The sequence below is a fragment of the Flavobacterium sp. 1 genome, from assembly GCF_002797935.1.
Lineage (GTDB): Bacteria > Bacteroidota > Bacteroidia > Flavobacteriales > Flavobacteriaceae > Flavobacterium.
Genome location: NZ_PGER01000001.1, coordinates 4,250,351 through 4,271,220 on the forward strand (window position 1 = coordinate 4,250,351; position 20,870 = coordinate 4,271,220).

Genomic DNA, 20,870 nt, shown 5'->3' on the forward strand with positions numbered 1-20,870 from the left:
ATTCACCTAATAAGAATCTTGTTCTAAAATTTGAAATAAACTACCTCAGGGCAGAGTCCCAGAGGTAGTCATCAGTGTTAAAGAAGCAACTGATTCTGAAATGAAAGGATTAAAGAAAATTTAAAACAGCAACATATAATCTGTAACTTCAATTTCTGAAAATACAACCGCTGTAAGGGGAAATACTCGGGTTGAGTTGCAGTCGTTGCAACAGAAACAAAAAAAAAGCTTTTAAAAAGCTTCTTTTTTGTTTACAATTTTAACAATTTTACAAATTCATTCCTCCCGAAATTTCGATGCGTTGTCCATTTACCCATTTCGCATCATCGGTACACAAAAAGGCAACCACGCTTCCAATATCATCAGGCAAGCCTACTCTTCCCAAAGCGGTTACCGAAGAAATAAATTGGTTTAACTGCTCGTTATCACGAACAACACCACCGCCAAAATCAGTTTCTATAGCTCCCGGAGCAACAATATTGACTCTAATTTTTCTTGCGCCCAATTCTTTTGCCTGATATTTTGTCAATGTTTCCATTGCGCCTTTCATACTCGCATAAGCCGCATATCCTGGGAATGAAAAACGGGTCAATCCAGACGAAATGTTTACAATTCCGCCGCCATCGTTCATTAGTTCCAAAGATTTTTGCGCCAAGAAAAATGGTCCTTTGAATTGAATATTAACCAAATCATCAAATTGGGCTGTAGTTGTAGCCGCAAAACTTTCGTGAAGACCAATCCCAGCATTATTGATCAAAAAATCGATTTTATCAGTATTGAAAGTACTTTTTAAAGCCGTTGATACTTTTTGAAAAAATAAATCAAAAGTGCTTACATCAGCAACATTCAATTGAATGGCTGTTGCGTTTTGTCCCAATTTTTCAATTTCAGTTACAACTTCTTCGGCTTCCTCTTTTTTACTGTTGTAAGTCAATACAACGTCAAGTCCTTTTTTAGCAAGATTCAAAGCCATATCTTTTCCTAATCCACGGCTTCCTCCAGTCACTAATGCTATTTTACAGTTTTTATTTTCCATCTTTAATTTTGTTTTAAGTTGATGGGACAAAATTAGTACAGATATAAACCTTTAGAATTGTAAATATCAATCCAGAGTTTGCAAAATTCAAATCAGATTATTTAAACTCGAAAAGCTATAGGCGTTAATGCAGTTTGTTTTTTAAAAAAATTAGAAAAATGTGCCAACTCTTCAAAACCTAGTGAATAGGCAATTTCTGAAATGTTCCAGTCCGTTTCTTTTAATAAAATCTTGGCTTCATGAATCAATCGGTCGCTGATTAATTCGGTTGTAGTTTTTCCTGTGTTTTCTTTTAAAACTTTATTAAGATGATTGACATGAATCGACAAACGGCTGGCAAAATCTTTGGCCGATTTCAATTCCAATCGCTGGCGGGGCGATTCGATCGGGAATTGTCTTTCGAGTAATTCTACAAATAAAGAAGAAACTCTGGCCGCTGAATTATGCTTAGAATACAAGGCAGTTACGGGCTGCAGTTTTTGCCCAAAATGAATTAGCTCGGCAACATAGTTCCGAATCAAATCGTATTTATATACATAATCCGAATTGATTTCTTGATGTATCTTACTGAAAATTAAATCAATTGTAACAGTCTCTTCCTTCGTCAGCTGAAAAACGGGATAGCCGTCAGTTTGAAAAATAGGCAGTTTATCCAAATCGATTCCGCTCTTGTCCTTGGTCAAAAACTCAGTAGTAAAAACACAAAAATGTCCAGATTGCTGGCTCTCTAATGGAACATAATTATAAGGGATTTTTGGTGTGGCAAATAGGAGTGCATTCTCTTCAATCTCAATAACACGGTCGGCATACTCCACTCTGTTTTTCCCCCAGATCAAACTAATTTTATAATAAGCTCTTCGGTCATAAGGCATAAAAGATTTTTCCTTTAGCCTTTCATAAAGCTCTTTGATGTTGAAAACATTAAAATGCCCAATTTCTTTTTGAATGCCATTAGGCAATAATGAATTTGGTTCCGTACCAGAGTCTCCGGAAATTTCCTGATAGAACTCCTCTATTGATTTTGATTTCATGGGAATGAATTTGTAAAAATCAAATATACGGATTATTTACAATTTAAAATCTGGAGTGTTTTGAACTTGTAAAATCCATTTAACTTTTAATGCCATTTAGCGAATTGACTCATTGCTTCTTTATTACTTATTAATTGGTCATTATCTACTTCTTTTAGACCCATTTCTATTTCTTGTTTTTCTTCTGAACTTTAAATCATCAAACCAATCTTTTGGATTCGTTTTAACAATGATTTTGATGTTTTCTGGTAAAATTTCATCCATAGAATTGTTTTTATATTAAAGTTCAATTGCCTTTAAATTCATACTATTGATTTTCCTCAAAAAAACTTGCTTACACTCCATCAATTCTTGATCAAACATAACAATATTTTTTCCAGTTGGATGTAAAGAACTACTAAAACGAATTCCACTAGCCCCAGTGAAAATCCTAATAAATTCACAAATGAATTGAGTAGGTATATACTCAATTTCACTGTCATATCTTCTCATAGGTTTTGATAAATCTCTACTGATCTTATCTCTTAGTAGTTTTGATTTTATGGTTTGGTTTACATTTGTTGGCTGAAATAATGAAGTGTCTTCTGTAAAATCAACAATTTTTACTGAACTGAGTTCTTTTTTTAGTTGGAATAAACCAATACTCAATTCGTCTAAATATGATGCTCTAACTTCATATAATACTGTTTCAGGATTATCACTTAAATATAAATAAGGAATGCCAAGTGGATTAGCTCTTCCACCTCCAGCTAAATTAGATAGAGGACACATCATTTCTTCAGCTTCATAGGCTGCCATATTGCTTTTATGATGAACTCTTGCTCTAAATAATTCATCAGAACTATTAAGTTCAAATTGAGTATTAAAGAAACCATCCCATCCCAATTCTTCTAAATAACCAATATCAGAGATAAACCTGTTTGACCATTTTAATTTTTCTTTGAACTTTTCCCAATAAGAAAAATTTTCAATTATATCTTCTGTGTAATTTACTAAATCTTCTGAATTTTGAATACCTGTTGTAATTCTAGGTAATACTTCATTAAGAATTATAGATGCAACATTATGAGTTGAAAAAAAACTCCAATTACTTTGAATTTTTGACTTTAAAGGTTCTCCATCAGCGGAAGGTTTATAATTATCTATAAGCTCTTGAAAAAAATCAAGCAACTCTTCAATTGCTAATAAAGGAATGTTTTTAGAATTACAAACTTTACACAATCCTAAATTCGTAGATGAAGAAATATAACCTTTCAGTTCCTTATCAGCAAAACAATTTGGACAAACTTCCATATTAACTACCTATTTCTTAAATAATGGGACACTATCAATAAATGATTTTTTATTGATATTTTTTTTACAGTTCCTAACCCAGGATAGTGTTGCTCATCAAAATAATTTTCTAATTCTTGGATAGCAGAATTTGTAAGATGATTTAATCTACAATACTCTACTGCTTTTTGAGCTGCTTCTGCAAATTTTCCCTGGATATTAGCAATAGAATCATTGCTTTCGGAAGTAAAATGCCTAATCATTATTTGACTTTGTCCATTTATGTATGTTAAATGAATAACAACTGCTCTAGGTGTACTACCTCCATCAATAAACTCACTTGGCAATACTGTGTAATCTGAAAAACCATTGTAATGATCTTCAGCATAGTAAATATGTTCTTCTGAAAATCGATGTTCTTCAATACTTAAAAAATCGCTATTACGTGCTTGCTTTTCAAATAAATCATCTAATCTTACGTAAGTTTTTCCAAGTCCTTGTACAAATCTATGTAAAGCTCTATTTCTTGATGGATCTTCAATATTTATGACGGTTACTTGTTCTAATCGAGCTAAAACTTTAAAATCTTCATCGTTTTCACGAATATCATTTTTACAAATCAACATACATTGATTTAACCCATAATGATTTATACTTTGTGTAATATACTCGCTGTTATTCCTATAATGAAAAGCAGGCAAAACTATTTCATTATCTAGTCCATTTAAATAATCTAAATAATGATTATTATCCCCAATCAATTCACCAGATGCTGGATTTACTATAAGATATATATTTTGTTTATGCTCTTCAAAAACTTTATAAGCTAGATTTAAGTTATTAAATATTAATTTTACAGGTTCAAGGATTGGAACTATACAACCTTGTGTAGCACCTTCACTTGCTAATTCCCGTAAAGTTATAAGCTCAAACTGCCTTGCTCTTAAAAAGGGATAATACATAGTCTAATTTTTTATTGGTGATTTTAGATTCTTTATCATAATTTCCCTGTCTTTCTTATTTAACTTAAGTGCTAGGCTTATTTGATTAAATTCTTTATAATAACGGCTGGATAGAACATTTTCCAAATACCTGCTTTTCATTTTTTCAATGAATTTTTTATTTAATTCATTATTTGGAATTTTCTTTATAAGCTCATTACAAATATTATACTGATTAAAACTAGTCATAATAGGTAATTCTCCATAAATAGATTTTACAATCGATTTATATTCATTTGTATGAAGAACTTTCATTATCGTTTCAGAATCAACTTCTTCATTTGTAATTGCATCTCTTTGAAGAGTGAATCTTTCAGCTTTTTCATTGTTATTAAAAGATATCAATCCAATACTTTTATCAAATTTTGAATAAACCGATAATTTACTTTCTGGAACAATTAAAAAAGTTTGATTGAATGCTTTACTGTAATTTTCGATTTGTAAATTTAATCGTTTGGCAGAATCAAATTCTGTTTTAATTTCAAATACTTTTGATTTACCATTAAACATAACTAAATCAGCAACAGCATTACCAACTCTAAATTCATTAAAAACTTTGGTATTATTATGTCCAATTTCACTTATTAACCAATCATTCAAAAATGAATTTTTAAAAATATATTCGTTTTGGTAATTTTTTTCAAGGATTTGATAAACATATTTAAGATAATCTAAATAAGTAGCATTCGTTGAATTTTGCCATTTTACATCATAGCGCTCAATTTTATAATCAATTAAATCAAAGTTAGATTTCATCCAAAGTTCAGCAACACTTCTAGAAAATAAAGAAGAATAATCTCTTAATTGGTTTTGATTATATATGCTTTTATTAGACATTCCTGTTTTTTTTTACAAAGGTATATTGTTTTATCTCAATCCCAATATTACAATTGACTCATATTAAAGATAAAGCCAATTTATAAAATAAATTTTACAAACTCTCAAAAAGTAGAATTAAAATCCTACTCCCCACCCAACATCTCCATCAATTCCAATGCTCTCCTTGTGGATTTCACATTATCAAAAGTCAGCAACAGTCGCAACCCAGCTGGCGTTTGTTTTTCTTTCATTACGCAGATACTGCTATTTTTTTGCACAAACTGAATCACCTTATGGAAACGCACCGAATGATAATAATCAGATTGCTGGTCGGAAACAAAATAGCCAATCATCTTGCCTTTTTTCATCACCAGTTTTTCGATTCCCACTCTAGTTGCAATCCATTTGATGCGAATGCTGTTCATTAAAGCAAGCGCTCTTGGAGGCATTGGGCCAAAACGGTCAATTAATTTGTTTTGGAAAACAACCAGTTCTTCTTCGTTTTTCACATCGGCCAATTCGTTGTACAAACTCAATCGCTCCGTGACATTATTAATATATTCATCTGAAAACAACAGCTCAAAATCAGTGTCGATCTGCAGGTCTTTTACATATTCCTTGGTTTCTATATTGTTTTCTTCGGGGTATAAATCCTTGAATTCGTTTTCCTTCAATTCCTCTATGGCTTCGTTCATGATTTTTTGGTAGGTATCAAAACCAATGTCGTTGATGAAACCGCTTTGCTCTCCTCCCAATAGATCTCCTGCACCACGAATCTCAAGATCTTTCATGGCGATGTTCAAACCGCTTCCCAATTCGCTGAACTGTTCCAAAGCCTGAATTCGTTTCCTCGCATCTTCGGTCATGTGAGAATACGGTGGACAGATGAAATAACAAAATGCTTTCTTATTGCTTCGACCTACTCGACCCCGCATTTGATGTAAATCAGACAAGCCGAAATTGTTGGCATTATTAATGAAAATGGTATTCGCATTCGGAACGTCTAATCCGCTTTCAATAATAGTCGTTGCAACTAGAACATCGAATTCACCGTTCATAAAAGCAAGCATCAGTTCTTCGAGTTTTGCACCTTCCATTTGACCGTGACCAATTCCCACTCGGGCATTTGGTACTAATCGCTGAATCATTCCTGCAAATTCCTTGATATTTTCGATTCGGTTATTGATAAAGAAAACCTGTCCGTTACGCTGAATCTCATACGAAATCGCATCCCGAATTAACTCTTCATTAAAACTCACTACATTCGTTTCTATAGGATATCTGTTTGGTGGAGGTGTCGTAATTACTGATAAATCCCGTGCTGCCATTAATGAAAACTGCAACGTTCGTGGTATAGGAGTTGCCGTCAATGTCAGTGTATCGACATTGGCAGCAATTGTCTTAAGTTTGTCTTTTACGTTAACACCAAATTTCTGTTCCTCATCTACAATCAATAATCCCAAATCTTTGAAAACCACATTTTTGTTGACCAATTGGTGAGTTCCAATGACAATATCGAGTTTGCCTTCGGCCAATTGTTTTAACGTTTCCGCTTTTTGTTTGGCAGTTCTAAAACGGTTCAGATAACCGATAGAAACCGGCATATCTTTTAATCTTTCACTAAAAGTACGGTAATGCTGGTACGCCAAAATTGTCGTTGGAACTAGAATTGCAACTTGTTTTGAATTATCAACAGCCTTGAAAGCGGCACGAATGGCTACTTCGGTTTTACCAAAACCAACATCTCCGCAAACCAAACGATCCATAGGACGCTCGCTTTCCATATCGGCTTTGACTTCCTGCGTAGATTTGATTTGGTCGGGTGTGTCTTCATAGATAAACGAACTTTCCAACTCGTTCTGCAGATAACTGTCCGGTGCAAATTGAAATCCTTTTTCCAATCGGCGTTTGGCATACAGCTGAATCAGATTGAATGCAATATGCTTGACTCTTGCTTTGGTCTTTTGTTTTAAAACCTTCCAAGCATTCGATCCTAATTTATAAATTTTGGGTGGCGTTCCGTCTTTTCCGTTGTATTTCGAAATCTTGTGCAGCGAGTGAATGCTCACATACACGATGTCGTTATCGGCATAAACTAATTTAATTGCTTCCTGCGTTTTACCTTCGACCTGTATTTTTTGGAGTCCGCCAAACTTCCCGATTCCGTGGTCGATATGCGTTACATAATCGCCTACGGATAAAGTTGTGAGTTCTTTTAAGGTTAAATTTTGCTTTTTCGAATAGCCATTTTTGATGCTGAATTTATGATAGCGCTCAAAAATTTGATGGTCGGTATAACAGCAAATTTGGTTTTCCTGATCGATGAAACCTTGGTATAAAGGCAAAACAATCGTCTTGTACTGCTTGCGGATATTCTCGGAATTGGCTTCATCCAACGATTCGAATATATCGTGAAAACGTTTCGTCTGCGCTTCATTTGAACAGAACAGATAATTTTGATACCCGTTAAAATGGTTGTCACTCAAATTATTCAGCAGCAAATCAAACTGTTTATTGAACGACGGCTGTGGCTGAATATGAAATTCAAATTTCTTGGTAATTTTAAAAACCGGTTTCGAATTAAATTCCACCACCGAAAAATCCAACGCTCTTTTCACAAATGACTTTTGGTTCAGGAACAATTGTTCTGGAGTGGCGTGTTTGATATCTTTGGATAATTTTTCAAAAGCTTCTTCGGCTCTGGCAAATTGTTTATCCAATTCGTATAAAAGATTCTCTGTATTTTGAAAAAACAGAACCGTTCTTTCGGCTATATAATCCAGAAAACTTTCCCGGTTTTCCTGAAAAACTTTATTCTCGACATTCGGAATAATGGTGATTTTTTTCTGCTTTTCTAATGACAGCTGCGTGCCAACATCAAAACTACGGATGCTTTCGACTTCATTGCCAAAAAATTCTATTCGGTACGGATTATCATTCGAAAACGAAAACACATCTACAATTCCACCGCGAACGGAAAACTCTCCGGGTTCTGTAATAAAATCAACTCTTTTGAATTCATATTCAAATAAAACTTCGTTCAGGAAATCAATCGAAATTTTATCGCCAACAGTAACTTTCAAAGTGTTTTTATCCAAATTTTGTCTCGTAACAACTTTTTCAAAAAGTGCTTCTGGATACGTTACAATTACGGCTGGTTTTTTACGGGAATTAATTCTATTGAGTACTTCGGAACGAAGCAGCACATTGGCATTATCGGTTTCCTCAATTTGGTAAGGACGGCGGAAAGAACCCGGATAAAACAAAACATCCTGTTCGCCTATCATCTGTTCCAAATCGTTCAAATAATACGCCGCTTCTTCCTTATTGTTCAAAACGACCAAAAACGGAAGTTCCGATTTCTTGAAAACTGACTGAATCACAAAGGAAGTCGCCGATCCCAGCAAACCGTCCAATTGCATTTTTACCTGATTATTTTCCAGTAAACAGGCTACAATCTGAGCTGTTTTGGGAGAAGAATCATAAACTGAATATATAGAAGTGGCTTTACTCAAGGTCGTGTTCCGTTTGGATTTTTTTGATTCATTAAACTCCTTGGATTAACTGGAATCATTGGGGCTCCTTCAGAAGGAATTGCTCTTGTGGTATCCATAATCATCTGCAGCAATTCAGATTCTCCTGCCTCCATTGGTATCTTGCTTTTTTCTACAATTTTATCCATTTGCCTTTGTAAAGAAACCAGCTCAAGATTAATCTCTGCAACAAATTTTACTACTTTTTTTTCCGAAATATCAGTCAGGTTTATATACAAATCCAACATTCGGACTTGTGTAATCAAAGTAGCAATTCTGCTTCTTATCTGCGGTGTATCAAATTGGGTAGGAATATTGGAGTTCAAAGCCATTACTTTCGTTGACAGCGTTTTGGATTTCTTCTGGAAATCACCAATTGTTTTCTTTGGTTTTTTGGCCAATTCATCCATAAACTCACGCCATTGCGGCCATGTTTTTATAGTAGCTTCGGAAGTTTCATTGATTGGCGTGTCAAAAAAAATCCACCCTTTTTTTATAGTGGTAAAAATTAATTCTTTCTTTTTTGCATCCTTTAATTGATCAGCAAGACGTTTATCGCTATTATTATTACACGAAAACTGCATTAAAATCACCAAAAAAAGCAGCGCTAATTTATTGTTCATTTTTCAAATTATTTGAACTACAAAGTTACAAAGTAAATTTACAATACCGAATTTCAGCATCAGAATAACAATCTGATACTAATTACTCTATTTGTCTGAATTTAATCAACCAGAAATGATCAATCTTCGCTATTTTAAAAATAATTTTGTGATTTTTGTAACTTTATTTGTGAAATTGTTATATTTATCTAAATCGTTACCTTTGTAATTCAAAACCATCTGATATGAATCCAAAGATCTTAATAATAGGTGCTTGTGGTCAAATAGGCACCGAATTAACTCATCAGCTCCGCACCATCTATGGAATCGATAATGTAATCGCTTCTGATATTCGAAAGCTGAATAACGATGTGGTCAATTCTGGTCCATTTGAAGTGATCAATGCCTTAGATTTTAACCAAATTGAACATTTAGTCGAAATCCATCAAATTACCGATGTGTACTTGATGGCGGCTTTATTATCGGCAACTGCCGAAAAAAATCCAGCTTTTGCTTGGGATCTGAACATGAATTCATTATTTCACGTTTTGAATTTGGCGAAAGCAAAAAAAATAAAAAAGATTTTCTGGCCTTCCAGCATTGCCGTTTTTGGACCAACAACGCCTAAGGAAAACACGGCGCAATACACCATCATGGAACCTTCAACCGTATATGGCATCAGCAAACAGGCCGGTGAAAGATGGTGCGAATATTATCACAATCTTTTTGGAGTCGATGTTCGAAGCATCCGCTATCCCGGGTTAATCAGCTGGACTACGCTTCCCGGCGGCGGTACTACAGATTATGCCGTAGATATTTATCACAAAGCCCTAAGCGACGGCAAATATGAGTGTTTTTTAGCTGCAGAAACCAAAATGCCGATGATGTACATGGACGATGCCATTGCAGCCACGATCAGCATTATGAAAGCACCTGTTGAACAAATCAAAATCCGTTCTTCCTATAATCTGGCCGCAATGAGCTTTACTCCAACCGAAATTGCTGCCGAAATCAAAAAACACATTCCACAGCTCGAAGTAACATACGCACCCGACTTCCGCCAAAAAATTGCCGACAGCTGGCCTGCAAGTATAGACGATTCCCGAGCCAGAGAAGACTGGGGCTGGAATCACCAATTCGATCTCGAAACGATGACCGCCGAAATGCTGAAAAATCTTGCCCCGCAATACGACAAGAAATTATAATAACACACCGATAAATATTTTTTGGGCGTGCCCTCGTTAAGTAAATGGGCTTCTTAATAGTACCGTTTATATGCCCATTTTCTTAATGAGGTCGGGCTATTCGCGCTACTTCGGTAGCCAGCTTCTATCCCTCACGCATAATGTCATTAAGTTAAGGGGAAATGGAAAGAAATTAATACCTAACAGGTTAAAAAAAACCTGTTAGGTATTACAACTCTTAACTTAATGACATTGCCCTCACGCGGCATGTGCATCAAAGACAGTTTGATTTTAACGAAACTGATTTTCTTTTTTATGACTATCCATAACTAATACCAAGCAGATAGAATTAGCCACAGATTAAAAAGAGTTACACAGATTTTTTTAAAAGAGTGTAATGAAATCTGTGAGAATCTGTGTAATCAGTGGCAAAAAAAACATACACGGTACTCTTTGCGGACATTCATCTTCTTTTTTACACAAAATTTCAACCTAAAATATCATTCTTAGAAAGGTAATCTCCACAAAAAGCCTTTTATTGGTCTTAAAGACTAATGCTATTGGTTCTTCAAACCAATAATGCAGGTACTATAAACCAATACTATTGGTATTTCGAACCAATAATACAGGTACTAAAAACCAATATTATTGGTATTTAAAACCAATAACACAGGTATTAAAAACCAATACTAGTGGTACTTCAAACCAATAATAGAGGTATTAAACACTAATACTATGAATGTTTTTGTACCATTTATTAGCAATAAATAATTATATTTATAAAATAATACACATAAAACATGATAAGCAACGACAGGAAATACAAGAAAGATCTCGGAGAACAGTATCCTTTGGTAGGTAATTTTATTCATTACCATATTATTCAAAATAAAGTCAAGAAAGCCGATGTGGCTCGGTCCTTAGGCATCCTCCCTACAGGATTGAATGATTATTTCAAGAGAGATTCCCTGCAGTTTGCCATTTTATGGAAACTGAGCCTAGTGCTCAAACACAATTTTCTCGCCCAATTGGGAGAATACCTGCCCTATCGTTTTGAAACCATACACGAAAAAGCCCTCAAGGAACAACTGGCCGAAAAAGAAGCCTTAATACATAAAATGGAAATACAGCTAGAGGCATTTAGGGAAATAATCAGGAAATAATAGAGCTTCCAATTTTTATATACTACTAAAATAAACAGTATGTTTGTCAGACAAAGCCACCCAATTTAGGAGTGATATGTCGGACATCATCAGGCATATATACAAGTTACCAGTAATATTCATGACAAAAGTGCTAAAAAACAACAAAACTATTTCCGAAAATTACGCCCTCTTAGGCAAGTTGATTAATGAGCATTTAGATTTATTTCCTGATAAGAAAAAAACTCTTGAAATCTGTCACACAGGAAAATTTCTAATGTTCTTTGATAACTTAACGATTCTCGAAGTTACTGAAAAACCAGACTTCATTCTATTCGATGGAAATAACCAAATAGGACTTGAACATCAAATAATTGTTGAATCAAAATCGAAAGAAAGAGAAGGTTTTTTTGAAAATATTTTTTCGTTGGCCGAAATTGAATTGAAAGAAGATAGAGAATTACCAAACTTTCTTGCTAGCTGTTACATCGAACCTTACGCAAATTTTAAACTAAACGAAAAAGAGTATTTAATTGAAACGGTAAAAAAGGTTGTTAAAGAATATGTTCTTAATAACAACTTCATTGAAAACCCACTAATTGAAAGTCTATTTATTCAACCTCATACACAGAAAAACATTCATGCAAATATGGGTGCTTGGTGGCAAAAAAATATTACTTTAGAAGCTATTGAAAATGCAATCAAAAAGAAAAATGCTAAAATTTCAACTTATAAAGAAAAAGGAATAAATACTCAATGGTTATTGCTAGTAATAGGTAGCAGTGGAGATAGTTCGTTTGAAATGGACAAAAACTTGAAATTGGAAATGGAAACAGAGTTTGATAAAGTTTTCGTTTTAGAAGATTTAAGAAACGTATTATATGAATTGAAATAAAATACTACTGGTAACAGCTACAACGGATTTGGGCAATAGGCTTAATAGAAAGTTGGTTTTGTATTTGGGATGATTTACTTCGTCTATTCGCTATCGCTCGGGTGGCAAATCCGAAGAATGGGCTTAATTTAGTCCCAAACCCGCTGGAGTACCAAGACGTTGTACACAATTTATGGAATAACTTATGAATAAAACTATTTCAAACTTAATTGCTTTTATAACCATTTTGGTTTCAACATTATGTTATCTACAGATTTATATCGTAATGGTTGATTCTTCTCCAAGTTCAAAAGGTTTGGCTGAATATTTTACTTTTATCAGTTCAATCTTATTTATTATAAACGGACTCAGTTTGGCTTCGATTATTAACGAAATTGCAGGATTTAAAAAGTATATAATCTTGTCGCTATATTTACTTATTGGAATTATTCCTATGGCAATTCAAAATCAATTCTCGATTATACCAACTACCGTTTTTTCAATTATTGTAATGACAATTTCTATTTCATTAATAAGTAAGCTAAGATTAAGCATCTAATTTCCTTAAATGGATCATTACTTGTATTTAATGCTATTTGGGGGATATTGATGAGTAAAATGTAAACTGCGTACAACAGTTACAACGGATTTGGGCATTTGGCTTAATGGAAATTTGGTTTTGTATTTGGGATGATTTGGCAAATCAGAGAATAGGACTTAATTTAGTACCAAACTGCGTGTAGTGCGGGAAGTCAGCAGTAATAACATCGGAACTCAATTATGAAACAAATATTTTGCTTATTATTTATATTTCTCATTAGTTGCAAAAATTCAAATCAAATAAAAGAGATTGAAATACTTACCTTTTTCAATAACCCAAGAAATTTTAAAATTTATTCAACCATTGACAAAAACGGTTTTACTGAAACTTTGTTTCAATCTAAAACCTCAGAAAATGTCGACAACTACCAAACCAGAATACGTAAAAGTTTGATGGATTCAATTATGCACATATGTAAAAATACAAATAATGATAATTTTATCTTTAAACCTTCAAAGGGTATGTGGTATTGTGGAGATTGGCATAGTGTAAAAGTTACATACGAAAATGGGGAAAATTTAATCTTTACTTATCCATTTTCAAACAATCAAAACAAACAGTTTATTCCGTTTGAATCTTTGACAAGACAAATCCAAAATGATTCTTTACTTGCAACACGTTTGAATATTGGTCAATTAGGCCATCTATATATTAAACAAGGAGATTTATCTAATTTAATATTTATGTCAAATAATGAGAACAAGAGAAAATAAAATTACTACTGCCAACAGCTACAACGGATTTGGGCAATTGGCTTAATGGGAAAATGGTTTTGTATTTGGGATGATTTGGCAAATCCGAAAACAGGGCTTAATTTAGTCCCAAACCCGCTGTAGTGCCAAGACGTCAGGCTGTGAAAAAACCTCTTTTTTTCATTCCAACCTCTTTATTTTGCCCTCACAAAATTCAAATAAGGGCTTTTAACGAAGCCTCTTTTTTAGGAGGCTAATTTAGTTTCAAAGAAAAAGAAGTCTAATTTCGGTTTTAAATAACTCATTTTTAACAAAAACAAGACTTTTGCCTTGTAGGGTGAGTTCCATTTCTTGAGTTTGGCAATGAGCTCGGGAACTCCGAGTATATTGATGCTGCGTTTGATGTTATAGACCAGCATAATCAGGCTGTGTTCTCCATTTACTTTTTCCAATCCTGTTAAATTGGTGTGATTGTAGCCCCATTGCCGTTTGATAGTGCCAAAAATGTGTTCGTTGATTTCCTGCCGCTTGCGGTAGAGCTGTGCATTTGCGTGGTAGCGTTTGTTGTTTTCTTCTACGGCATCGGCATATTGGCTGCGGTCTATATCTCGACCGGCCATCCTACTGGTGCATAAATGTTTTACAGGACATTCTCTGCATTTGGGTGTTCGGTATCTCTTGAACTCATAACTGTCTCTGTCCGTGGTTTTCTTGTGCCAGTGGCCTGTAGTTTTAAGCGTTTCGCCCTGTGGGCAAGTGTAGGTGTCGGTGGTTTTATTGTATTGGAACTTAGAAACAAAATAATCCTTGGTTGTTCCGTTTTCCTTATTTTTTCCTTGTTCGGGTTGCGCTACAATTGTAGTGATATTGGCTTGCCTACAGGCTTCTATTTCTCGCCCGTTATGATAGCCTTTGTCCACCAAAGCCGTGTAGGTTTCTATTTCTAAATTCTCTTTGGCTTCTATGGCAATAGCCGATAAGGCGTTGCGGTCATTACGATTGATGGTGTGCGTGGCTACTACAAGATTGTGTTTGGCATCGACGGCTGCCTGCATATTAAATGAGATTTCAACCACCTGTCCCTGAACCAATAATGCTCTGGCATCGCTGTCGGTGGTGCTTATTTGGGGTTCTCCGCTTGCTTTTAGTTTTTCTTCCAGCAATTCGTAGCGGATTTTGTTTTGTTTGAGACACTCTATTTTTTGTTGGACATTTTTGATTTTTGGAGAGTTTTCTTTTGCATCATTTGCTTCCAGAGCATCAAGATATTCTTGGGTTTTGGTCTCAATGTATTCCAGGTGCTTGTCAATTTTCTTTTGGTTAAAATTGGCTTTTTTGCTGTTGTGAGCCCGGCTTTTGGTGCCGTCAATGGCAATGGTTTCACCGCCTATCAAGTCCGCATCTTTCAAGAATGAGACAAAAAGCTTGAAGAGTTTCTTCAAGGCAGCGGGATTGTTTTTTCTGAAATCTGAGATGCTGTGGTAATTGGGACGAATATCTTCCAATAGCCATTGCATTTCAATGTTTCTAAAACATTCCTTCTCTAATTTTCGCGAGCTTCTTATTCCGCCCAGATAACCGTATAAATAGATTTTAAGAAACACTTTGGTATCGTAGCTCGGGCGGCCTTCGGTTTTGATGGTTTGCACTGCAAAACCCAGCTTAGCAAGGTCTGTAAACGTCACAAATGCATCTATAAATCGCACTTGATTATCGGGAGCTATGGCGTCTTCTAAACTGGAAATACGCATCTGGTGGCGGGAAATTCCTATGATATGCTGCATCCCTAAAAATACGAAAATTCCTGTTTTAACACAAGTTTTTTGTTATATTTGTTCCTAAGCAAACGGAAGTTTTTTCACAGACTGACGTCAGGCTGTGAAAAAAACTTTTGAAGAGACCAAGGACGACTTACCGTACATTGGCAAACATCCTAACTTTGAGAGTGCTTATTTCGTTTTGGGCTTTGGCGGAAACGGCATTACTTTTTCGGTTATCGGAATGGACTTGGTCTCTAAAATGTTAAAAAACGAGAAACATCCGTTGCAGGAATACTTCAGATTTAGAAGATAATTTATCTAATAGATTGAAGATAGATTACCGTTTTTTCTCAATTCTGTAAATAAAAGAATAAAACAATTCATTAATAACTTTTCATTAATTATACCAGAGGATTTTTGCTAATTCTATAGGTATTTTTACGTGTGTTTTGTCTAAATTGCGACTAGAAACAAATTAGAATGGTATGCCACAAAACAATTCTGAAATCAACGCCGAAAAAACACGTTTACAGCTAAGAACGGATAATAAAGGCTGGAAAAAATGGGGTCCTTATTTAAGCGAAAGACAATGGGGAACCGTAAGGGAAGATTATTCTCAAAGCGGTTATGCCTGGGGCAGCACCACGCACGACATGGCACGTTCCAAAGCATACCGCTGGGGAGAAGAAGGTATTGGAGGGATTTCAGACAATAAACAGCATGTTTGTCTGGCTTTTGCTTTTTGGAACCATAAAGACCGCATTTTAAAAGAGCGTTTCTTTGGGCTAACTCCAGCTGAATCCAATCACGGAGAGGACGTAAAAGAAATTTATTATTACCAAGATTCGACCCCTACGCATTCGTATCAAAAAATGCTGTACAAATATCCCCATGCCGTTTTTCCGTATGAAAAATTAATTGAGGAGAGCAAAAAGCGCAGCCGCCTGGAACCAGAATATGAATTGCTGGACACAGGCGTTTTTGACAAAGACGAGTATTTTGATATCACCATAGAATATGCTAAAGCCGACGAGCAAGACATATTAATCAAGATAACGGTCGAAAATCGTTCCAAAATAATCGCTCCCATTACGGTATTGCCTACCATCTGGTTTAGGAATACCTGGAGTTGGGGCTATGAAAATTACAAACACAAACCTACTTTAACAGGAGTCGAAAAATCACATATAGAAGTCAATCACCGATTGGTAGGCCACTTCAATTTATATGCCGAAAATGCAAAAGATCTTTTATTTTGCGATAACAAAACCAATTATGAAAAGTTATATAAATCGCCGGCTCAATCTGCTTATGCCAAAGACGGAATAAACGATTATATTATCAATCAAAAACGGACTAGTATAAATCCAGACGCCATTGGTACCAAAGCATCAGTACATTATGATGATTACATTCCGGCACTTGGGAAAAAAGAATACCGCCTTCGCTTTACAAACGCTAGTCCGGATGCTCCCTTTGAAGATTTTGATGCTATTTTTAAACAAAGAATCGAGGAAGCCGACGAATTTTATGATCAGGTTCAAAAAGGAGTAAAAGACGAAAAATTAAAATCCATTCAGCGGCAAGCCTATGCAGGAATGCTTTGGACGAAACAATGGTATTACTATAATGTTTTTGAATGGCTAAGAGGCGATCCGTCAACACCCAGACCTGATGCCAATCGGAAAGAGGGGCGGAACAGTGCTTGGAAGCACATGTACACGTCAAACATTCTCTCAATGCCGGACAAGTGGGAATATCCTTGGTTTGCCGCATGGGATCTGGCTTTTCATACTTTGCCTTTGGCCAGATTGGATCCTGATTTTGCTAAAAGGCAATTATTGGTCATTCTGCGTGAATATTACATGCATCCAAACGGACAAATCCCGGCTTATGAATGGTCATTCTCGGATGTTAATCCGCCGGTTCATGCATGGGCTACTTGGAAAGTATATGAAATTGATAAAAAAGCCAACAATGGTGTTGGTGATACCGTTTTCTTGGAACGTATTTTTCACAAACTGCTGCTCAATTTTACGTGGTGGGTAAATTTAAAAGATGAAAATGGCAATAACATCTTTGGAGGAGGATTCCTCGGGATGGATAATATCGGGGTATTTGACCGCTCTGCTGATTTGCCTACTGGAGGTCATCTCGAACAAGCAGACGGTACGGGCTGGATGGCAATGTATTGTTTAAACATGCTGCGAATAGCCTGCGAAATATCACTAAAAAATCCCGTGTATCAAGATATGGCTTCCAAATTCTTTGAGCACTTTCTTCAAATTTCAGGAGCAATGCAGTCTTTGGGAGAAAACAAAGTAAGCCTTTGGGACGAAGACGATCAGTTCTATTATGACATGCTCCATAAAGAGAATGGAGATGCCGAACTGCTAAAAATACGCTCGATGGTGGGATTGATTCCTTTATTTGCTGTAGAAGTATTAACCCCCGATTTACTGGAAAAGCTCCCTATATTTAAACGACGTGTCGAATGGGTCTTAAAAAACCGTCCAGACTTAGCCAGTTTGGTTTCCAGCTGGTACAATCCCGGAAAAGGAGAAACGCGCTTGCTTTCCACTCTTAGAGGGCATCGTATGAAAATGATACTCAAGCGTATGTTTGACGAAAAGGAATTTTTGTCTGATTATGGAGTTCGTTCCTTGTCTAAATACCACAAAGAACATCCTTACAAATTCAAACATGATGGAGGAATTATTCAGGTCGATTATACACCAGCCGAAGCTACTGGAGATATGTTTGGCGGGAATTCCAATTGGAGAGGTCCAATCTGGTTCCCTATGAATTATTTAATTTTGGACTCACTGGAAAAATTCCATAGCTATTACGGCAAAGACTTCAAAGTAGAATTCCCGACCGAATCTGGTAAATTAGTCAATTTACAGGAAGCAGCCCAGGGTGTTGCCGAAAGATTATTAAAACTGTTTGTTCCAGATGCCAATAAAAAAATTCCGATGTACGGCGAATACAAAAAATTTCAAGAAGATCCTCTTTTCAATACAAATTATTTGTTTTTTGAATATTTTAATGGAGATAACGGTAAAGGTTTAGGTGCCAATCATCAAACTGGGTGGACAGGACTCATTGCCGAAATTATCAGGCATTTGCATGAGGAAACGGAATAGGTCATTTTTTTTGTGTCTTTATGAATACGTTTACAAAAACATACAATGTACTTTATTCCTACAAAAAGGAATTTATTGAAAATCTAAATTTCTAAGTTTACCTTAATGCCGTTATATCTGGGTGAGGGATAGAAGCAAGCTACCAAAGTAGCGCGGATAGCCCGACCCTGTTGAGCAAAGGGGCTGTATAAGCGATACTATAAAGAGCCCCTTTGTTCAACAGGGTCACCCCCGAATGGTTTTTACCCAAAAAAAAGCTCTTTTAAAACTTTACATTTTAAAAGAGCTTTTTATATTTTAAACCGAGAATTTACTTCAGTTCATAAACATTATTGCCTTGTTTGATATCGGCCATTAAACCGCTTGGGTCGATGGCGATTTTCTTTATAGCCGTTTTTGGTTTTGAAATGTTGAACTCAAAAGTAGGATATGCCCAAGCCCAATCATTGAGAATAGTTCTTGTAATGGCGGGAGTTGGGTTTTCTTTTTCGAAACTCATCATGCGCAGCGGGATGTAGAAACTTTCTTTGGTTCCGTCAGTATATTCTACCAATACATCAATAGGCATTGGCATTCTGCCGATTCTCTCTAAGGTTATGGTTGTTTTGTCTGTATTTTCTTTGACCTCTTTGATTCCGTAATCAATTGTATTTAAAGTTTCTGTCCAATCCACCAAGTACCAATCCAAATTTGCTCCCGAAACACGCTCGGCGGTTCTCTTGATATCGTTTGGCGATGGATGCTTGAATTTGAAATCCTGATAGTATTTTTTTAACGTTTTGTTCAAATTCTCCTGCCCGATTACATAACCCAATTGCGACAGGAAAATACTTCCTTTTACATAAGAAGAAATACTATACGGACGATTTTCGTCATAGCGGTCTCCATGTGTAGTCTGTGGCTGTTCCTTGCCAGATTCTACTAATTTATAATAACTGGCATAATTTCCCTTGAATGGGTTTTCTTCTTTTTTCTCTTTTAGCTCGTTCAGCGCCAAGTCTTCTATATAAGTAGTAAACCCTTCATCCATCCAAGGATGTTTTGACTCATTTGAAGCCAAAATATGCTGAAACCAAGAATGTCCCATTTCATGAGTTGCCGTCCCCAAAATTCCTTCTGGAGTTCCGTTGCCCAACATCAGCGTACACATGGCATACTCCATTCCGCCATCGCCTCCTTGAATAAACGAATATTGTTTGTATGGATAATCACCTACTTCTTTATTGTAAAAATCCATCACCTTTACCAACAGAGGTTCTACTTTTTTCCAGTTTTCAACTACTGATGGCGTGTTTTTGAAAAGGAAATGCAAATCGACATTATTTGGCCCTTTTACAATATCGTGCTGGTAATTTTTATCGGCAGCCCAAGCAAAATCATGAACCATCGGAGCTACAAAATGCCAAGTCAGGTTTTTTGTTTTTTTAGGATATACTACAGTAACTCCAGTGTCTTGATAACCATGGCCTATTTCGTTCGGGTTTTGCAGATAACCGGAACCGCCCAAAGTATAATCTTTATCAATTGTAATGTTTACATCAAAATTACCCCAAACACCGTGAAATTCTCTTGCTATATAAGGATCGGCATGCCAGCCCTCAAAGTCAAACTCGGCCATTTTTGGGTACCATTGTGCCATCGACAATTCAATTCCTTCCGAATTATTTCGGCCTGAGCGACGAATCTGTACTGGCACCTGACCATCAAAATCTAGTGTGAAAGTAGTTTTTGAATTTGGCAAAATTGGTTTAACCAAAACTACTTCAAGAATGGTTCCCACTTCTTTGGCAAGGGCAGTAACACCATCTTGTTTGAAATTTGAAATTTTCAAATATCCAATTTCATTCGGCTTAAGATTTTTGATTCGGCTCTCTTTTACTTCTATGCCGTCAACTTTTGTTTTGACAGCCATACGAGGATCTGGATCTTTGATAGACTGCACTCTGGCATCCATTTCGCTTCCTGGCTGAAAAGCGTTATTATACAAATGGTAATAGACTTTCTTCAGTGTGTCTGAAGAGTTATTGGTATAAATCAGTTCTTGTTTCCCTTTATACTGATAAGTTTTGACATCCATCGTGACGTCCATTTTGTAATCAACATGCTGTTGCCAATAACCTTGCTTTTGGGCGAATAGATTTACAGAAAAGAATAGGAATAAAATGAGTTGACGCATT

General features: G+C 35.7%; 17 protein-coding genes. 7 read left to right on the plus strand and 10 right to left on the minus strand.

Annotation, left to right across the window (positions count from 1 at the left end):
• Nucleotides 1-268 precede the first annotated feature (268 nt).
• From CLU83_RS17130 to CLU83_RS17160, 8 genes are all read right to left on the minus strand, one after another.
• Nucleotides 269-1,036 carry an SDR family NAD(P)-dependent oxidoreductase gene (locus CLU83_RS17130; RefSeq protein WP_100432733.1) on the minus strand — a complete coding sequence of 256 codons (768 nt, stop codon included), beginning with the start codon at nt 1,034-1,036 and terminating at the stop codon, nt 269-271.
• 101 nt (nt 1,037-1,137) lie between these two features.
• Nucleotides 1,138-2,067, minus strand: coding sequence for an AraC family transcriptional regulator (locus tag CLU83_RS17135; RefSeq protein ID WP_100432734.1), 930 nt, complete (start codon nt 2,065-2,067; stop codon nt 1,138-1,140).
• A gap of 141 nt (nt 2,068-2,208) precedes the next feature.
• The gene (locus CLU83_RS22690) at nt 2,209-2,331 is read right to left on the minus strand and encodes a hypothetical protein (RefSeq protein ID WP_255411008.1); all 123 of its coding nucleotides are present in this window, start codon (nt 2,329-2,331) and stop codon (nt 2,209-2,211) included.
• A 15-nt stretch (nt 2,332-2,346) separates the two neighbouring features.
• Nucleotides 2,347-3,360, minus strand: coding sequence for an RES family NAD+ phosphorylase (locus CLU83_RS17140; protein WP_100432735.1), 1,014 nt, complete (start codon nt 3,358-3,360; stop codon nt 2,347-2,349).
• Between the two features lie 5 nt (nt 3,361-3,365).
• Nucleotides 3,366-4,301 (minus strand): sce7725 family protein, encoded by a 936-nt coding sequence (locus CLU83_RS17145; protein ID WP_100432736.1) that lies wholly within the window; start codon nt 4,299-4,301, stop codon nt 3,366-3,368.
• A gap of 3 nt (nt 4,302-4,304) precedes the next feature.
• Complete coding sequence (locus CLU83_RS17150) at nt 4,305-5,177, minus strand: sce7726 family protein (RefSeq protein WP_100432737.1); 873 nt, start codon at nt 5,175-5,177, stop codon at nt 4,305-4,307.
• A 125-nt stretch (nt 5,178-5,302) separates the two neighbouring features.
• Complete coding sequence (gene mfd / locus CLU83_RS17155) at nt 5,303-8,581, minus strand: transcription-repair coupling factor (protein ID WP_369828809.1); 3,279 nt, start codon at nt 8,579-8,581, stop codon at nt 5,303-5,305.
• Between the two features lie 89 nt (nt 8,582-8,670).
• Complete coding sequence (locus CLU83_RS17160) at nt 8,671-9,315, minus strand: hypothetical protein (RefSeq protein WP_232727161.1); 645 nt, start codon at nt 9,313-9,315, stop codon at nt 8,671-8,673.
• Between the two features lie 224 nt (nt 9,316-9,539).
• Between CLU83_RS17160 and CLU83_RS17165 the strand changes: the two genes are divergently transcribed.
• The 5 genes from CLU83_RS17165 (at nt 9,540) to CLU83_RS17185 (ending at nt 13,808) form a co-directional block, all read left to right on the plus strand.
• Nucleotides 9,540-10,499 carry an L-threonine 3-dehydrogenase gene (locus CLU83_RS17165; RefSeq protein ID WP_100432739.1) on the plus strand — a complete coding sequence of 320 codons (960 nt, stop codon included), beginning with the start codon at nt 9,540-9,542 and terminating at the stop codon, nt 10,497-10,499.
• A 779-nt stretch (nt 10,500-11,278) separates the two neighbouring features.
• A complete protein-coding gene (locus CLU83_RS17170; RefSeq protein WP_100432740.1) occupies nt 11,279-11,641 on the plus strand; it encodes a transcriptional regulator in 363 nt (120 codons plus the stop codon).
• Nucleotides 11,642-11,684: 43 nt separating this feature from the next.
• Complete coding sequence (locus CLU83_RS17175; RefSeq protein ID WP_157802132.1) at nt 11,685-12,515, plus strand: hypothetical protein; 831 nt, start codon at nt 11,685-11,687, stop codon at nt 12,513-12,515.
• Nucleotides 12,516-12,699: 184 nt separating this feature from the next.
• Nucleotides 12,700-13,053, plus strand: a complete 354-nt coding sequence (locus tag CLU83_RS17180; RefSeq protein ID WP_100432742.1) for a hypothetical protein — start codon at nt 12,700-12,702, stop codon at nt 13,051-13,053.
• A 221-nt stretch (nt 13,054-13,274) separates the two neighbouring features.
• Nucleotides 13,275-13,808: a hypothetical protein gene (locus CLU83_RS17185; RefSeq protein ID WP_100432743.1), complete on the plus strand. Its 534-nt coding sequence runs from the start codon at nt 13,275-13,277 to the stop codon at nt 13,806-13,808.
• Between the two features lie 224 nt (nt 13,809-14,032).
• Here the strand turns inward: CLU83_RS17185 and CLU83_RS17190 are convergent, their stop codons facing one another.
• Nucleotides 14,033-15,571 carry an IS1182 family transposase gene (locus tag CLU83_RS17190; protein WP_232726934.1) on the minus strand — a complete coding sequence of 513 codons (1,539 nt, stop codon included), beginning with the start codon at nt 15,569-15,571 and terminating at the stop codon, nt 14,033-14,035.
• Between the two features lie 94 nt (nt 15,572-15,665).
• Between CLU83_RS17190 and CLU83_RS17195 the strand changes: the two genes are divergently transcribed.
• A complete protein-coding gene (locus tag CLU83_RS17195; protein WP_198512308.1) occupies nt 15,666-15,860 on the plus strand; it encodes an FAD-binding oxidoreductase in 195 nt (64 codons plus the stop codon).
• Between the two features lie 172 nt (nt 15,861-16,032).
• Nucleotides 16,033-18,693 (plus strand): glucosidase, encoded by a 2,661-nt coding sequence (locus CLU83_RS17200; RefSeq protein WP_100432744.1) that lies wholly within the window; start codon nt 16,033-16,035, stop codon nt 18,691-18,693.
• 310 nt (nt 18,694-19,003) lie between these two features.
• On the opposite strand, the gene CLU83_RS17205 is transcribed toward CLU83_RS17200, so the two are convergent.
• A complete protein-coding gene (locus CLU83_RS17205) occupies nt 19,004-20,869 on the minus strand; it encodes a M1 family metallopeptidase (RefSeq protein ID WP_100432745.1) in 1,866 nt (621 codons plus the stop codon).
• Nucleotide 20,870 lies beyond the last annotated feature (1 nt).

Bases quoted from the DNA above. Each gene is read 5' to 3' on its own strand.
- CLU83_RS17170 (WP_100432740.1), top strand. From the start codon at position 11,279: ATGATAAGCAACGACAGGAAATACAAGAAAGATCTCGGAGAACAGTAT.
- CLU83_RS17145 (WP_100432736.1), bottom strand. From the start codon at position 4,301: ATGTATTATCCCTTTTTAAGAGCAAGGCAGTTTGAGCTTATAACTTTA.
- CLU83_RS17160 (WP_232727161.1), bottom strand. From the start codon at position 9,315: ATGAACAATAAATTAGCGCTGCTTTTTTTGGTGATTTTAATGCAGTTT.
- CLU83_RS17130 (WP_100432733.1), bottom strand. From the start codon at position 1,036: ATGGAAAATAAAAACTGTAAAATAGCATTAGTGACTGGAGGAAGCCGT.
- CLU83_RS17140 (WP_100432735.1), bottom strand. From the start codon at position 3,360: ATGGAAGTTTGTCCAAATTGTTTTGCTGATAAGGAACTGAAAGGTTAT.
- CLU83_RS17150 (WP_100432737.1), bottom strand. From the start codon at position 5,177: ATGTCTAATAAAAGCATATATAATCAAAACCAATTAAGAGATTATTCT.
- CLU83_RS17200 (WP_100432744.1), top strand. From the start codon at position 16,033: ATGCCACAAAACAATTCTGAAATCAACGCCGAAAAAACACGTTTACAG.
- CLU83_RS17135 (WP_100432734.1), bottom strand. From the start codon at position 2,067: ATGAAATCAAAATCAATAGAGGAGTTCTATCAGGAAATTTCCGGAGAC.
- CLU83_RS17165 (WP_100432739.1), top strand. From the start codon at position 9,540: ATGAATCCAAAGATCTTAATAATAGGTGCTTGTGGTCAAATAGGCACC.
- mfd (WP_369828809.1), bottom strand. From the start codon at position 8,581: ATGCAATTGGACGGTTTGCTGGGATCGGCGACTTCCTTTGTGATTCAG.
- CLU83_RS17180 (WP_100432742.1), top strand. From the start codon at position 12,700: ATGAATAAAACTATTTCAAACTTAATTGCTTTTATAACCATTTTGGTT.
- CLU83_RS17185 (WP_100432743.1), top strand. From the start codon at position 13,275: ATGAAACAAATATTTTGCTTATTATTTATATTTCTCATTAGTTGCAAA.
- CLU83_RS22690 (WP_255411008.1), bottom strand. From the start codon at position 2,331: ATGGATGAAATTTTACCAGAAAACATCAAAATCATTGTTAAAACGAAT.
- CLU83_RS17190 (WP_232726934.1), bottom strand. From the start codon at position 15,571: ATGCAGCATATCATAGGAATTTCCCGCCACCAGATGCGTATTTCCAGT.
- CLU83_RS17205 (WP_100432745.1), bottom strand. From the start codon at position 20,869: ATGCGTCAACTCATTTTATTCCTATTCTTTTCTGTAAATCTATTCGCC.